The 16,054-nt window shown below is 38.3% G+C and carries 14 protein-coding genes and 1 riboswitch; of the genes, 4 read left to right on the top strand and 10 right to left on the bottom strand.

The window, feature by feature from the left end:
- Positions 1-99: 99 nt before the first annotated feature.
- On the bottom strand, positions 100-951 hold the full coding sequence (locus tag KS419_RS12540) for a DegV family protein (RefSeq protein ID WP_217066748.1): 852 nt from the start codon (positions 949-951) through the stop codon (positions 100-102).
- A gap of 176 nt (positions 952-1,127) precedes the next feature.
- On the opposite strand from KS419_RS12540, the gene KS419_RS12535 reads away from it, so the two are divergent.
- Positions 1,128-1,817 carry an HAD family hydrolase gene (locus KS419_RS12535; RefSeq protein ID WP_217066747.1) on the top strand — a complete coding sequence of 230 codons (690 nt, stop codon included), beginning with the start codon at positions 1,128-1,130 and terminating at the stop codon, positions 1,815-1,817.
- Between the two features lie 274 nt (positions 1,818-2,091).
- Positions 2,092-2,190, top strand: a riboswitch (cyclic di-GMP riboswitch).
- A gap of 37 nt (positions 2,191-2,227) precedes the next feature.
- On the top strand, positions 2,228-2,365 hold the full coding sequence (gene sinI / locus KS419_RS12530; protein WP_217066746.1) for a DNA-binding anti-repressor SinI: 138 nt from the start codon (positions 2,228-2,230) through the stop codon (positions 2,363-2,365).
- A 14-nt stretch (positions 2,366-2,379) separates the two neighbouring features.
- Here the strand turns inward: sinI and KS419_RS12525 are convergent, their stop codons facing one another.
- From KS419_RS12525 to KS419_RS12500, 6 genes are all read right to left on the bottom strand, one after another.
- Positions 2,380-3,057 carry a response regulator transcription factor gene (locus KS419_RS12525; RefSeq protein ID WP_217066745.1) on the bottom strand — a complete coding sequence of 226 codons (678 nt, stop codon included), beginning with the start codon at positions 3,055-3,057 and terminating at the stop codon, positions 2,380-2,382.
- A complete protein-coding gene (locus KS419_RS12520; protein WP_217066744.1) occupies positions 3,026-4,222 on the bottom strand; it encodes a sensor histidine kinase in 1,197 nt (398 codons plus the stop codon). Before KS419_RS12520 ends, KS419_RS12525 begins: the two co-directional genes overlap by 32 nt.
- 323 nt (positions 4,223-4,545) lie before the next feature.
- Positions 4,546-5,496: a DUF6612 family protein gene (locus tag KS419_RS12515; protein ID WP_217066743.1), complete on the bottom strand. Its 951-nt coding sequence runs from the start codon at positions 5,494-5,496 to the stop codon at positions 4,546-4,548.
- Positions 5,497-5,597: 101 nt separating this feature from the next.
- A complete protein-coding gene (locus tag KS419_RS12510) occupies positions 5,598-6,581 on the bottom strand; it encodes a DUF6612 family protein (protein WP_217066742.1) in 984 nt (327 codons plus the stop codon).
- Positions 6,582-7,114: 533 nt separating this feature from the next.
- Positions 7,115-10,225, bottom strand: coding sequence for an efflux RND transporter permease subunit (locus KS419_RS12505; protein ID WP_217066741.1), 3,111 nt, complete (start codon positions 10,223-10,225; stop codon positions 7,115-7,117).
- Positions 10,226-10,251: 26 nt separating this feature from the next.
- Entirely contained in the window at positions 10,252-11,541 is a 1,290-nt protein-coding gene (locus tag KS419_RS12500; RefSeq protein ID WP_217066740.1) for an efflux RND transporter periplasmic adaptor subunit, read from the bottom strand.
- 299 nt (positions 11,542-11,840) lie between these two features.
- Between KS419_RS12500 and KS419_RS12495 the strand changes: the two genes are divergently transcribed.
- Together KS419_RS12495 and KS419_RS12490 are read left to right on the top strand one after the other, a co-directional pair.
- Positions 11,841-12,155, top strand: coding sequence for a hypothetical protein (locus tag KS419_RS12495; RefSeq protein WP_217066739.1), 315 nt, complete (start codon positions 11,841-11,843; stop codon positions 12,153-12,155).
- 117 nt (positions 12,156-12,272) lie between these two features.
- Entirely contained in the window at positions 12,273-13,094 is an 822-nt protein-coding gene (locus tag KS419_RS12490) for a hypothetical protein (protein WP_217066738.1), read from the top strand.
- Between the two features lie 63 nt (positions 13,095-13,157).
- Here the strand turns inward: KS419_RS12490 and KS419_RS12485 are convergent, their stop codons facing one another.
- The 3 genes from KS419_RS12485 to KS419_RS12475 form a co-directional block, all read right to left on the bottom strand.
- Complete coding sequence (locus tag KS419_RS12485; RefSeq protein WP_217066737.1) at positions 13,158-14,435, bottom strand: TRAP transporter large permease; 1,278 nt, start codon at positions 14,433-14,435, stop codon at positions 13,158-13,160.
- Positions 14,435-14,914, bottom strand: a complete 480-nt coding sequence (locus KS419_RS12480; RefSeq protein ID WP_217066736.1) for a TRAP transporter small permease — start codon at positions 14,912-14,914, stop codon at positions 14,435-14,437. Before KS419_RS12480 ends, KS419_RS12485 begins: the two co-directional genes overlap by 1 nt.
- Before the next feature lie 87 nt (positions 14,915-15,001).
- Positions 15,002-16,030, bottom strand: a complete 1,029-nt coding sequence (locus KS419_RS12475) for a DctP family TRAP transporter solute-binding subunit (protein ID WP_217066735.1) — start codon at positions 16,028-16,030, stop codon at positions 15,002-15,004.
- Positions 16,031-16,054 lie beyond the last annotated feature (24 nt).

Here is a 16,054-nt window from a genome sequence, read left to right as displayed (position 1 = left end):
TTTAATCCCGCAGGAGTCTACGTATATTTCCTTCGCTATTGTTGTGTATTGTTCGGATTTCCAATTAAACACTTTAGTTATGTCCCAGCCTCTTCTCGATTACTTTTCTTGTTGCCAAAACATAGCTACTGTTCCTTCTCCACCATGAACCGCTAAAGATGAACTGATTTCCCCAATAATTATTTCAAGACCAGGGATTGCATTTTCCACCTTTTCCTTTAATTCTACAGCCTTTTCAGGCACATTTCCGTGCATAATTCCTAGTCGGCTTACTTTATTTTCCTCACAAGACTGCTTTAACAATTCCACAATTCTGTTAGTTGCTTTTTTCTCTGAGCGGACACGCTCTTTTAAGCCCAATTCCCCATTCTCATCAATGGAAAGGATAGGTTTGATCTGCAGCACATTTCCCAGTAAAAATTGAGCACCTGACATTCTTCCACCTTTATATAACTGCTCAAGGCTACCAAGTAAAATAAGATTTTTGGATCTACTTGCAGATTCACGAAGATCTTTTGCAATTTCCTTAAAATCAACCCCTTGATCCGCAAGCTCTAGTCCTTTTAAAAGAAGAGAAGTAATTCCATCGGATAAAGAAAGGGAATCAACCACTTCCACATCAAACTCTGCCTGGTTTTTACCATTGGTAGAACTTGCAATTGTTCCACTCAATTTATTGGAAACGTGAATAGCAATAGCATGATCATAATTTTGCTTCAATTCTGTATAAAGTTCTTCAAACTTTCCAACGGAAGGTTGAGACGTTTTAGGTACTTTCTTACTGGTTCTAATCATTTCGTATAACTCATTCGATGATAAGTCTACCCCATCTTCATATTGGTTTTCCTCTGAAATAATCACTATCGGGACGACATAAACATCTGGATGCGCTTTCAATTCTTCTGGTATAAAAGCTGTAGTATCAGTTACAAAGGCTATTTTCTTCCCCATTTTCATCTCCCCATTCTATTAATCTATTACTTTATACTCATATTATACTGTAAAATTCATATAATACCAACTGTTAATAACAGGTACTAAAAAAATTTCATAGTATCCTCTCATATTTCAAATTATTTACATCTGTCGCTATCTACTTTACAATACTAGAAACGGGGTGATAAACGATGGCGATTGTAACGGTAGATTTTGACGGAACACTTTACCAAGGGGATTCCTTTAAAGCGATGTTTAAAATGGGAAAACGTCATTTTAATTGGAAACAATGGGGGACTGTTCTTGGGGGAGTAGTGAAGTCCGTCGGATTCGGTATAGTGAAAGGAAAGACAGCATTAAAGCACGAATTTTTCAAGTCATTTGCAAGTACATTTAAAGGGAAAACTCCAGAAGAACTGGATATATTCTTTCAGGAACTCGTTATTATGGCGGATAATGAAGTTAACCATCATCTCGTGAATAAAATACGGGAACATCAAGAAGATGGAGATACTGTTATCATTTTGTCAGGAGCACTTCGTCCATTTCTAGAAGCATTTTCAAAAAGGTTAGACTTGGATACGAAAATTATCAGCACTGAACTCCTTTATGATCAGAATAATATTTGTACAGGTAAAATCGGCACAATTATTAATGGGGATGAAAAAGTCTTGAAGGTGCAGGAGTGGCTTAAGGATCATGTGACATCAGATGGTAGTTATGAATATGAAATATGGGCATACGCCGACAGTGAGAGTGATATTCCCCTTCTACACTTTGTTGAACATCCTATTGTCGTTAATCCTGATCAAGATATGAAAAAAATCGCCATAGAGAATCAATGGCCAATTTTTGCATCTGAACTTGAAAACACGGTTTAAATGAAGACTAGCTAGTTTCTGAATCTAACCAGAGCTTGTGCTTTTAGCACAAGCTTTTTTCTGTTTCACTATTTCAATACCACCTCTCAAAATACGACAAAACTCGGGAGGTGACAGGCACCTCCCGAGTCATAGGAAAGTCATTATTTAACTTAAATAGTCACAAAATTAGCACAATATATTTTCGTTTCTAACCATTTACGTTATTCTATGTATAGATTGTTCAACATGGTCAACAGCGTTTTCAACATCACCATAACTATGAAATGTTCTTCCTAGAAAAAGGCAAATCTATTGAAAAATAGAGACGCAAATCTATGGATCTAAGGGCGTGATGACCTCTCCTCTTGCCTAAGATGGCCAGGATACCTAGGGAAGTATCACTTTTTTTGAAGGGAGAGCTATTAATTATGGAAAAGTTAAAAACAAAGAAAATCACTGAGGAAATGGTGGATAAAGAATGGGCTGAATTACTCAAGGAAGCAAAGGAACTGGGACTAAGTCCCACTGTTATTCGTTATTACCTCCAAACACAAAAAAAGAACTAGACCAAGATGTGGATCTAGAACTCTTCTTTTTTATGACGGGATAAATAGTTCATCAATTCATCCCGTGTTGCTGCACCTAGCTTCTTATATAAGGAAGAAATGTAATTTTTGATAGTTCCTATAGAAAGATACAATTCTTCTGCAATCTCTGCATTCTTTTTTCCTTCCATGACTTTCAACAAGACATCTTCCTCTCTTTTATTAAGAGGAATACCTATCTCTTGAACTTTTTTTCTCAACGCTGAGGTTGCAGAATCCATATTTGTTTCTTTCCAAATGTCTATCAGCTTACTTGAGAAAGATTCTGGAATGACTAATTGATTGGTCATGGAATTTTTTATGGCAGCAATAATTTTTTCCGTCGGCCAGTCTTTTAATAAAATACCACTCGCACCATGACTTAAGCACTCTATGACAACATCATCGTCAACCATAGAAGATAGAATGAGTACCTTCGTGAATGGAAAGGTGGATTTAATTTCTTTTAAGGCTTCAATACCATTTTTTTCAGGCATATATAAATCTAATAAAGCAACATCTGGCTTCATTTCACATACAAGAGAAACCGCTTCGGTTCCGTCTTTAGCTGTCCCCAAAACTTCCACGTCTTTATCTGTAGATAGTAGAACAGTAAAACCATCACGTATGACCGGATGATCGTCAGCTATAACTACTTTCAATAGGCTCGACATATCTGTTCCCCCCTTCAGATCGCTTTTGATCTCGGATTGGTAAAACTACTCTTAAGGTACAACCTCCAAACGTATTAGTGGAAATTGATATCGTGCCACCTAACAATTTGAATCTGTTTTCCATTGCTTGTAATCCGAATCCGTATGAACAATTCCCGTCAAAACTACCTTGATCTTCTAGCAGGATATGCAATTCCCCATCTTGATTTATGATTTGATAAAAAAATGTACTACTGTTTCCATGTCTAATCCCATTTGTAATACCCTCTTGTAGGGAGCGATAAATAGCCAACTCCTGTTCAGGAGTTAAACTTTGCAAATGTTCCTCTATTTCATACGTGATAACAACACCTGAACGCTCTTCGGTTTCTTTAATTAATTGGAGTAAACTACCCTTCAAATCGATGACAGTTTCTTTTTCCTTCATCGTATGAACAATGGAACGGACATCCTCTAAACTTCTTCTAATTTGAATCGTCGATTTCTCCAGTTGACCTACTCCTTTTTTTACATCTCCTTGATTAATCATGTGCTTTGATGATTCAATTCCAAATAGGGCTGTCGTCAACGTATGGCCTACTGCATCATGGATTTCTTTAGATAGTTTCATTCGTTCTTGTAACATCGTCTTTTCTTCCAGTTCCTTTGCCGCATGTTGAAGTTTCACATGAGCACTAGCTAATTCTTCTTTTTGAAGAGTGGCATGCCTCGCAATGTAACTAAATCCCCAAAAAAGAATATATTCGATAGCCCTTGGAATAACATAGCTGATTTCGTGAAATGGCGGAAATCCAAAATGATATGCTACCGCAAGAATATAACTTATATAACTAATCATGGTGAAAGGAACACTAATCTTTTTTTCCGACCGATAAGCTATTTCAGCAATCAAGATAAATAAGAACAGCTGCGGAAGAAATGTCCCATCAATAGCCTGTAACCATGCAGCAATAAAAAGTTGAGCTCCAATCAATAAAATGACGTGGGGTTTATGTAAGGGAATTTTAAACAGACTATAACGGAAAAATTGAATGGCACCATAAATGAATACGAGGGCAATAATCAGATTGTGATCGTTAGGATTATCTCTTAAAAGGATAAATAAGGAACCAAAGATACTGGAAAACAAAATGGTATTTAATAGTTTGGCTTGTTTCTCCGTCATTATAGCTCCCCTTTCAATATAGTGAATAATCACAATCTTATTATATCCAAAATTAGTTATCCTGTATAGAATAGGAATAAGGACAGGATTTAACTAGCTGAAGAATGTAGATGAAACATGAGCCAAGACTTAATTGGAGAAACGATTATTTCTCTCAAATCGAAAGTAAGGAGATATTAGTGGATTTTTCTTAGAAAGAGGAGTCAAGATGCAGTATTGTATATCTCTGAGGGATATGCCGAAGTCAATAAAGGAGGTCCCAGTACTAACCATCATTCGATGTTAACTTAGGTTAGAACAAGGACCTATGCCGTTTTGTTTTGTCAATAATCTATCATGGATTGCGCCTGCTCTAGCGCCTCATTAGGAATAATAATTTCATCAATAGAATTATAGTTACTATAATTATAAGTACCTTGGTAACGTGTCTCCCCTAATTCCGCTGAACTTTTGGAAATCAACTGAAAATCCAATCGATATTCTAAAATATAGTACGTTTCTTTATCTATTATTATCTCATATGTTCCTGATCCTTCGAAATCTTCAAAGTGGTCAAACTGCCATTCCACATCTGCATCAATCACGGTAGTACCACTGATTACAGATAAGAATTCATCATCTGTCCCAGAAAAGGAAAGTAAAAAGTGATCACCATTATCCAAAACTTCGAATACTTGGTCCTGAACGGCATATTCATCAAGTTTTTCTGAATCCAGCACATTTAATAAAGTGGACATCTCTATATCTATATGGTCCATCGGAATACTATACCAGACGCCTTCAAACTCATCAAAAAAATAGATTGTTTCATGCGCTACATACATTTTTACATCTGCAATCAGACTTTCATCATTAACTACTGTATGAGAATACATCATCGGATTTTCTAATAATACCACTTGGTAAGTGGTCGTTACTTCTTCCTGACTATGGCTTCCGTCTAATATAACATCAATAGTAAACTTTCCGTCAGTCTGAAAACTGGAAACCGCACTCATCGCATCTCTAGATTTTCCTAAGATGCCTGCAGCAGAGGAATCCGCAGTGTTTTCTGTACCGGATTGTTCCATTTCTTCCGTTTCCCCTATGCTTCTCGTTTCATTATCCTGATCATCTATCTCCCCATTATCCTCAGTCTTTTCCCACTCCTGCTTATTGTCTTCTTCCCTTTCGCCATTGGATGACTCACTTTCTAGTGAATCTATGTTCATATCATTACTACATGCAGTCAAAAATAGGACAAAGAGAGATAAAATTACGATTACATTCCTCATTCAATGTTCTTCCCTTCTATAATGGATATTTTCAAAATCTTATCATCATCAGTGTTAGATACACTAAAAACAAAGATCCCTAGCCCGAACTAAAACACTCTTTAGTTTCCAAAAATAGAGATAGCATCATCCTTCACTTCATCTGGAACTACGATTTCATTTAGCTCATTTATTGCGCTGTAAGCATAACTTCCCCTGTAATATTTCTCCATACCTCCAAATATGTTTTCACCCTTAAATTCATACTCCAAAAGGTACCCCATCAAATAAAACGTGTCCTTTTCAATATATAGTTCCAAAGTACCTCCCCCCTCAAAAGGGTCATACGTATCATAAGTTTCAAATAGCCAGTCAGAGTCCACATCAAAGATTGTCTTTCCTTCCAAAGCTTTTAAAAAACCCTCTCCGTCTTCTTTAAAACTAAGAATATATTGATTCTCATTTTCAGACATATCAAAAGAACCAAAACCTGTAATTTGCACAAACTTCTCCATCTGTTCCCCGTCAATGATATTAAAATTGTTTAATACCTCTTCAAACGTGTTATCCGTTGGCATCGTGTACCATTGCTTTTCATCATGATACATAACATATACTGTAGAATCGACCCAATACGTATCTGTGTCTTCATCATCAAACATATTTGAATCAACGAATGCTTGCATATGGAGCATCGGTTTTTCCCCCAAAACCATATCCATAATTATCGTAACCGTCTCTTTCTCATGATAATCCTCCGTAGTTAAATCGATAAGAAAATCCCCTTCTATGTGAAAGCTTGTTACTTCTGCCATTACTTCGGCAGATTTACTTAGAATACTTTTCGCATCGTCCATTGTGACGTTATCCATTTCCGCTGAATCATCACCATTATCGCTATTTTTATCTTCGGCAGTGTTTTCGTTACCTGTGTCATCCTCATGACTTTCAGAAGGATTTTCCTCCTCTGACAAACCCAATGTAGAATTTTCAGGCTGACTTTCCTGATCCGGTTCACTTAAGGCGTCATCACTGCCAATATTAATTTCAATACACGCTGTTAAAACTAGGAAAAACATTGTGATAATGAACACTATTTTTTTCAAATGTCCTCTCTCCCCTTCCAATTTTAAACAAAAAAGCTACCGACTTTATCTCTACAAACTTATCACATTGGAAAAAAGATGTAAGGTATCCAAAAGTATAATATTTAATTAACAAATATACTTATGAAACGCACACACTTTTTCAGTACCCTCACGAGTAGACGCTAGAGCTAAACACATAAGAAAAGCGCAAGCGCCTTTGGTCACGAGCGTAGGGTAGTGGAGGAATGACAACTAGAAGTCCGCTCTTTGACTTCGGTTGTCACTTCCGAAGTGCCCCGCAGCGAGTAGGCGCTGGAGCTAGACAACAAGAAAAGCGCAAGCGCCTTTGGTCACGAGCGTAGGGCAGTGGAGGAATGACAGCTAGAAGTCCGCTCTTTGACTTCGGTTGTCACTTCCGAAGTGCCCCGCAGCGAGTAGGCGCTGGAGCTAGACAACTTGCCCGAAGGTGCAAAAACTTATACTTACCTTTAGAAAAAAACTACCCTAAAATCTTAGAGTAGTCTTAATAGATGCAATAAGTTTACTGTTTTTTATTCAACTATTTCCTTATCCTTCTGACGTTTAAATAATCCCTTCCACCATTCCGTGAACCGATCAGTATATATATAAATCACAGGAACTAGTACAAGTGTGATAAAGGTGGAGAATGATAATCCAAATACAATAACGGTTGCCATTGGTGCTTGAAGTTCTGCACCTTCACCGATTCCAATTGCTAAAGGAACCATAGCTAAAACGGTGGTAAGCATGGTCATTAGAATTGGACGCAAACGCGTTGGTCCAGCTTCCATGATTGCTTCTTCTAGTGACATACCACGATCCCTCAGTTTATTAATATAATCCACGAGAACAATTGCATTATTAACTACAATACCTGCCAACATGATGATACCGATAAACGCTGGAGCGCTTAAGGCCCTTCCAGTAATCAGGAATCCTGCTATAATACCTATAAACGTCGCCGGAAGACTGAACATAACGATAAATGGATATAGTACCTTTTCAAATTGAAATGCCATTACCGCATACACTAGAAAGATTGCCAGTGCTAAGGCTAGGGCTAAGTCGGTGAATGCCTCCATCATCGTTTCATATTCTCCACCAGTATTATAATCATACCCTTCAGGGAAGATATATTGATTTAATTCGGCTTCAATGTCTGCAATTACACTGCCTAAATCACGATCCATGATGTCACCGGATATGGAAACTCCGCGGGTTTGATTTTGGCGATTAATCGTTGTTGGACCAGCCGCTTGAACAAAATTAGCTACCGTTGATAATGTTACGGTTTCTCCCGTTTGTGTTAATAAAGGTAGGTTCTGTAATTGTCCATAATTTTCGCGATAACTTTCCGGTAAGATGACTGTAATATCAATTTCTTGACCTTCTGTACGCATTCTAGATGCCACTTGTCCACTGACACTGCTTCTTACTGTATCCATTACTTCTGCATAAGATATACCGTATTGTAAAGCAAGATCCCGGTCCACATGTAACTGCATTTCAGGACGGGTTTCTCCCATTGAATGAGACACATTTAAAGTGCCAGGAACATTTTCAATCAGATCCCTCAAATCATCAGCTATAAGCTTAAGCGTATCAAAGTCTTCTCCCCTAACTTCAATATCAATAGCACTGCCACCCATGCCATCACTTTCGAACGCCCAGACGTCCACATCTATATCAGGAAGGGTTTCTGAAAACTCCCTAAACTTATCTATAAGCTGATTTGTGGAAATATCCCTTTCATCCTGCGGTAATAGACGGATATAAAAGTCGCCGGAGTTCGTTCCACCAGGTCCTCCCATTCCCATCATACCACCACCGCCGATGGAGGTATTAATAACTTCCGTTGCTCCAGTATCCAATAAAAACTGTTCAAGTTCTCTCACAGACTCCCGTGTATCTTCCACCGTACTGCCTGGTGGTGTCTCAAAACTTGCAGAGATTTCCCCCTGATCAAATGGCGGGATGAATTCTAATCCAACGAATCGGACAGATCCTAAACTTGCAATAAGTAAAATAATGGTTCCGAAAATAACTGTTTTTTTATAGGTAATTGACCATTTAAGAATACTTCGATAAGCGTTATTTAGTCGTTCTAAACCGTTTCCGATACTAACATTAATTTTTCGTAATCCCCTCACTTCTTCATCCTCTTTTGGAATCTCAGGCAACAAGAGTCTGGATAACATCGGTACAAGAGTTAAGGCAACGACTAATGATGCAAATAAAGTGAATCCTACGGTTAACGCCAGCGGGATAAACAGTTCAGCGGCTATACCCGATGTAAAAAGAATTGGAACAAACACAACTAAACTTGTTAATGTAGCTGCTATTACAGCAGAAGAAACTTCCGAAGCCCCTTTAATAGCAGACTCCATTCGGCTGTAACCCCGTTCCCGGAACTTATATATATTTTCCAAAATAACAATGGAACTATCTACTAAAAGACCAATCCCTAAAGCAAGACCACCTAGTGTGATAATATTGACTGTTTCACCTGCAAAATAAAGTAAAGTAAATGCTGAAATGACGGCAATCGGAATGGATAATCCGATAATAAGGGTACTTCTAAAGCTCCTTAAGAACAGCAATAGAACAAAGATTGCCATTGCTCCACCAAGAATCATATTTAGAGTGACACTTTTGATGGAATCCCTTATAAATTCCGCCGAATCTAATATCGTCGTTAATGTAACCCCTTGTGGAAGATCATTTTGAAGCTTCTCCAACTCTCTTCCTACCGCATCAGACACCTCTACCGTATTAGCATCTGTCTGTTTAGAGATATCAATGCTTAACGTAGGTTCTCCATTCACATAGGCGTAAGAATCCATTTCCTTGAATGTATCCTTCACCTCTGCCACATCAGATAATTTAATCACTTCGCCCGTTCTTAATTGAACATTAATATTTTCAATTTCTGAGACAGATTGGAATTCTCCCACAATCCGGAGAGCCATATCCTGTCCGCCCCTATTTATTTCACCAGCAGGTACACTCCTGTTTTCTGCTCCAATCGTCTGAGCAAGTTGTGATATTGTTAGACCATTGCGCTGCAGGAGTGTTAAATCTGGTTCAATGATGATTTCCCTTTCTTGTCCACCATTTAGGGATGCTGTGGCAACTCCAGGAATACGCTCTATCTGTGGTAAGATAGATTCTTCCGCAATTGTTGTTAATCTGGCAAGGTCCATTTCAGCTGAAATTCCCACATTAATAATAGGCATCTGGTTAGGGTCAAATCTCATGGCACTAGGCGTATCTGCACCATCCGGCAGCATTGGACGCACCATATCAAGCCGATCCCTTAGATCAAGCATGACAGAATCTAAATCGGTATTAAAGTCGAACATCATAATAATCAACGATTGATTCGTTGTGGATATGGATTGAATGGTTGTTAAACCTTCTGTTGCGCTTAACGCTCCCTCTAAAGGACGGGTAACTAAGTTTTCCACTTCTTGAGGAGCAGCGCCTTGGTACGGTGTAGAAATTGCGGCAATAGGGAGTTCAATTTCCGGCATTAAATCTACTTTTAAGCCAGTAAGTGAAACTCCACCTAGTATGATCATAACAAGTGCAATAATTATTACACCCACTGGCCGCATGACCGATTCTTTAATGAGCTTCATCCTATGCTACCTCCGTTTTAAATACATTACTCGTTAAAACCAAAATCTTCTCCGTTCCTGACATTCACCTTTGCCCCATCGTATAACTGATGAACACCATTAATGACCACCAGTTCCCCAATTTCTACTCCATCAATGATTTCATAAAACTCAGGTGACTCATTACCAATGGTAATAACTCGTCTTTCCACCTGTTCTCCATCTGTGGTGACGAATACACTATGTTCTCCACTTTGCTCCGTTACTGCACGAACAGGTACTAACACTTGCTCATTGGTCACTGCAGTATTAAACATTACATTAGCCAGCATTCCAATTCGGAGATTATCTTCCGGTTCTGAAAGGACTATCTCCACCGGATACGCACGGGACTGTTCCCCAGGCATAATCCCGATATGTGTAACTGTCCCTTCATACCGTTTATTGAATGTTGGAATGTATACAGATACCTCTTGATCCAATTGAATGGAAGGTAGCATTGATTCATTAACATCTAAACGGACAATAGGCTCATCCATTTGAACAAGTTGAAGTAATGGTGATTGGGGAGAAACCATTTCTCCAACTACTACATTAAAATTACTGATTTGGCCAGAGATTGGTGCAGATACAACCGCATGTGTCTGTTGCTGCTGAGCCATCTCTACTCCAATCCTCGCCTGCTTCACAGACGCTTCAGCTGCTGCAATTTGATCTGTTCCCTTTGCCTGTTCTAATGCCATTTCAGCTTGGTTCACTGCTGATTCTGCTTGAGCACGGTCTTGTTCTGTGGGCATATTCCCCATCAATAAGCTTTGAAAAACTTGCTGAAGTTCTTCAGGTACCTCTTCTAATTCAAGTGTTGTATTCTCCGATTGCGCTTCAGAAACCATTTTATGAACATCTTTCGCTTGATCCAGTTGCATTTGTGCCTGCTTTATACTTTGTTCTCTCATTGTTTTCGCACTCTTTAAGCTCGCTTCAGCAGCTTCTAATCCAGCCCGTGCTTGTGCCACATTTAGTTCCATATCAGTTGCATCTAATTCCACAAGGGTATCTCCCTTTTCGACCTTATCTCCATTTTTAACGTGAACAGCAATTACTTCCCCTGTCAACATGGGAAGAACTGCCATCTGTTTCGACGCCATGACATTTCCGGACAAACTTAAATCACTAGATAATGTCCCTTCTTGTACTTCAGTTATTTCAACGGGATGCACAGGTTCTTCGTTCTGATTTTCTTCACTGGAAACATCTCCATCATTACTACAACCACCAATAAAAATAATCACTGCAAAGAACAGTGCATACCGTAGTCTTTTAACTTTCACGCTCATTCTCTTCCCCCCGCTAGTAATATAAAAATTTTATGATTAAAGCCTTTTAGCATTAACAAACAAAAAAAACTTGCGTTCATAAAGTATAAAAATCACGCTATTTATTGTAACACGACAACATGAACAAATGATGAACAACCATTTTCCAATAGTTCTGATTGGTGCCGTTCTCCCAATACTCATAAATAGCTTTTCCTAAGTTCAACATCCTTACAATCCATTAAAATTAAAAACAGTGTTTCCCGAAAAAATATAGTATAATTTTACCAAATATATTATCTGATATGGAGGAAGATGACATGGAAACGAAACGGTCGGCACTAATTATAAATATTGTGTGTAACCTCTTATTCGTGTTTTCTCTTATGCCATGGTTTTTGGTGGTTATGGCAGGTTTGATGTCCATTGCAAACATGGATTCATTTTTTAATTTGGTTGCATTCTTATTCTTTTTTTTATTGCTTTATATCCCTTTGATGATTACTTCTACCGTTCTTAGTTGGATATATTATTTCAAAATGCAATATACGAAATCTTATAAATGGTTATGTGTTCCTTTTATTCATATTGTCTTATTTATTCTTATATTTATGATTGGTCTGTCATTAGAATAGTTTAACGTTCTCTCCCCATCCCTGTGGGGTTCTTTTTTTATTTGAAACTCATAAGTATTTATAATAGGACAAAGCTCATTTCACATAACATAGGAATAAGGAAAGGGGGGACGAGTTTTGAAGAATATTAAGTACTTTGAAGTAAACCAGTTAAAAGAAGTTATGAAACTAGATGTGTCAGACTCACAATTAAAGCGATTAGCGGTTCAAATTTCATCAAAAAAAAGGCAAGTTCATATCCATGTTGCGGAGGATCGTGATACAGGTGAATTGTGGGTTGTTGGAGGGTTTGATCATTATCTTGTTCACCAAAAATACAATGAAAAACTACCAATCCCATGTTATTTTTCAAGTAATACAACGAAACAAGAAAGATTGCTCCTTTTATTACGGAATTTAACGGGTACAGATTTAGGAGAAGCTATTAATAAACATAAATGTATATCAGCTCTTTTTGACTTACATAAACAAAAAAAACGTTCGATTTATCAATTAATTAATGAGTATTCGGGCTTATCAAAAGACGAAATTGATTTTCTCCTTTATCATCCTGAGATTCCTAATCACCTTAAAACAGAGGAAAACAAACCTCGCATAAATTTACTTAATAGTATTCAAACATTAAAAAAAGACGGTATACATAAATCCGTTAGAGATCAGTTATGTTACTTTGCTGTGGAAAATTCAAATCTCCGTTTGACTGAAGATAAACTGACAGTTATTAAATGGTTAATCAATCAAACGTCAGGGTTTAAGCAACTACCACTTGGGAATCAATTATACCTTATTGCCTTCGCATTAGAATATAAAAAATACTTGTTAAGTTACTTTCAGAAAGTAATAGATTCAGCTATGGAAAACAAACAACGGTCTTTTTTTATTGATATTAAGAAAAGCGCAAGCGCCTATGCTCACGAGCGTAGGGCAGTGGAGGAATGACAACTAGAAGTCCGCTCTTTGACTTCAGTTGTCACTTAAACTATCGTTGTCTGGCTGAATCGATTACATTTTTCCAGGCAACCAGAGAGAAAGGTGTGGAAATAGGATAATAAGAACAAGAACAAAAATAAATATAATAAAAAATGGAATAACACCCCTTATAACTGATTCCACCCTATCCTTTGCAATTCCACTAACTACAAACAAATTTAAACCAACCGGAGGTGTGATCATCGCCAACTCCATATTTACTATCATAATGATGGCAAAATGAATCGGGTCAATTCCGAAATGAGCCAACATTGGAAAGATGACTGGCAGAGTAATCAATATTATCGAAATTGACTCTAAAAAAGTCCCTAAGACAAAAAAGAGTAGATTGACAATAATTATAAACAGCCACTTATTTAATTCGCTTTCCCCAATCCACGCTCCAATTTGTTGGGGAATTTGGCCAAGTGTCAAATATAGGCCAAACAATTTTGCTGATCCGATAATAAGAAAGATCATGGATGTGAGGCTGATGGTTTCTTCCATAATTGGTCGTATATCTTGCCATTTCAAGTCCCGATAAAAAATGACTGAAACAACAATAGCATAGGCTACAGCAACCACGGACGACTCCGTTGGCGTTACAGCACCGGAATAAATACTCCCTAGGATTAAAACAGGTAAAAATAGAGCCCATATTGCTTTAATAGATACATGGAATCTATCCTTCAGCGATGTCTTCCCTGATATTCCATATCCTCTTTTTTTCGCATAAAACATGGCGGATACAATTAATGTAAAGCCGAGAATTGTTCCTGGAATGACACCGGCCATAAACAATTTTCCTATGGATTCCTCCACCGTAATACCATAAACAATTAACGGTATGCTTGGAGGCAGAAGAATCCCTAATGTACCAGCAGCAGCAATTAACCCCATCGTGTATTTCTTGTCATAGCCTTCCGCTACCATGGCTGGGATCATAATCGCTCCAACAGCAGCAGCGGTTGCTGGACTTGATCCTGATATGGCGCTAAATATCATACAAGCTAAAATAGTTACCACTGCAAGGCCGCCCGGGAAATGTCCGACCCACGCCCTTAGTGCCATAATCAAATGTTTCGACAGTCCACCACGGGCCATGACAACACCTGCTAAAATAAATCCGGGAATTGCCATTAAGGGAAAACTCGTGAGGGAGGAAAAAATCCGTACAGGAACCATGCTCATGTGAAAGTTATCATGAAATAAAAAGAGACTCGTTGCAATGGCTAAACTAATTGCAATAGGAATCCTCATCAAAATCAAAATCAAAATGAAAAAGAGCAGGAAAAGTATCGTGAGAGACATTATTTCTCTCCCTCCCCTTTTAAAGCTATCACTAATTTTTCCACAGACCGCAGCAAAAACAGAAAACCTGAAATGGGTAAAACGAGATAGACAATCCACATTGGGATGCCCACATCCATCGATGTCATTCCAGATGGATATCGTTCAATGACCAACTGTAATCCGTAGTAAGTAAATGCGATACAAAATATTACACACACTCCATTCGAGAAGATATCCATTAGCCTTTGCTTCGACCCACTAAGCTTGTCATAGAGAATGTCAATTCGGATATGCTGATTATTCCTCCATGCAATGGGTACTCCCAATAAAACTCCCCAAACGATCGAATAGGTAGAGATTTCCATGACCCACGCTTTAGGATCGCTAAATACATATCGCATTAACGCCCCGTACAATATTAGTGTGATTCCCACTGTCAAAAAAGTTCCAGCTAATAAATCTTCTGTCAAAGCCCACCATTTCTTTGCGCGGTCCATCCTCATCCCCTCTTTCGGAAACGGAAGTATGTTCTTTTTAGAATCTTTTTCTACACTTTTTCTCTTTACCAAGTCTACGGTCATGCCTTACTTTAAACTTCGGATACCATCGATTACCTCTTTTGTAATAACCATTTCAAACTCTTCGTAGACAGATTGAAACGCCAGTTCGAATTTTTGCCGTTCCTCTTTTGTGAGTTCGATAATTTCCAGATTGCCAGATTCCTTTATGGCATGAAAACTTCTATTATTTTCTTCCTGAGCAATTGAATTCATATATTCTGTTGCTTCCGCAAGTGCTGCTTCCACTTGAATACGAATATCCTCCGGCATCCCTTCCCAGAAAGGCTGATTTACAAAAACTGCCCAATCGATACGCCCATGGTTGCTAATTGTTAAATAGTCCTGAACCTCTTCATAGTTCTGAGTTTCAATATTATTAAACGTGTTTTCCGTCCCATCCACCGTTCCCTGCTGTAAAGCAGCATACGTTTCGCCAAAGGATAACGTAGCTGTTCCCGCACCTATTGCACGGTAAGTGGACTCTAAAACACTACCAGCTTGTACCCGGAAAATAAGTCCTTGGAAATCCTCCGGTTCTCTCAATGGTATTTTCGTACTTGTAAACTGCTTAAAGCCATTTTGCCAGAATCCCATTCCCATCATATTATTGTTTTCTAGAATTTCTGAACGAAGCAAATCTTGGGCAATTTCGCTATCAAAAAATGCTAAAACGTGTTCTTCATCTTCAAATAGAAAAGGCATGTCCACGTATTGCCATCTCGGATCAAATGTAACCATTTTTGTTACAGAAGGAGCAATCATCTCCAAATTCCCAGCCGCCACAGCGTCAATCGATTCATCATCATCATATAACTGACCTCCCGGATAAACTTCCACTTTGACACGTCCACCGGTTTTTTCATGAGTCAGTTCTGCAAACCTTTCTGCCGCTAATGCTTTGATACTCATGGGAGCGTTTACAAAAGAAAACCGAATAAGAATGTCATCACCTTTGGAATCCGATCCTTCCATCTTCGTTGAACCCTCTCCTCCACACGCAAACAAAGTACTAAATAGAAAGGCCATACTTAGTGCAATCCAACACTTCCTCATATTGCCACCCTCTTTCCTGTTGCG

The sequence above is a fragment of the Evansella tamaricis genome, assembly GCF_019042215.1.
GTDB classification, from domain to species: Bacteria; Bacillota; Bacilli; order Bacillales; family Salisediminibacteriaceae; genus Evansella; species Evansella tamaricis.
Note: the sequence above shows the minus strand (reverse complement) of the source record. Positions and strands in the feature narration are given on the sequence as shown.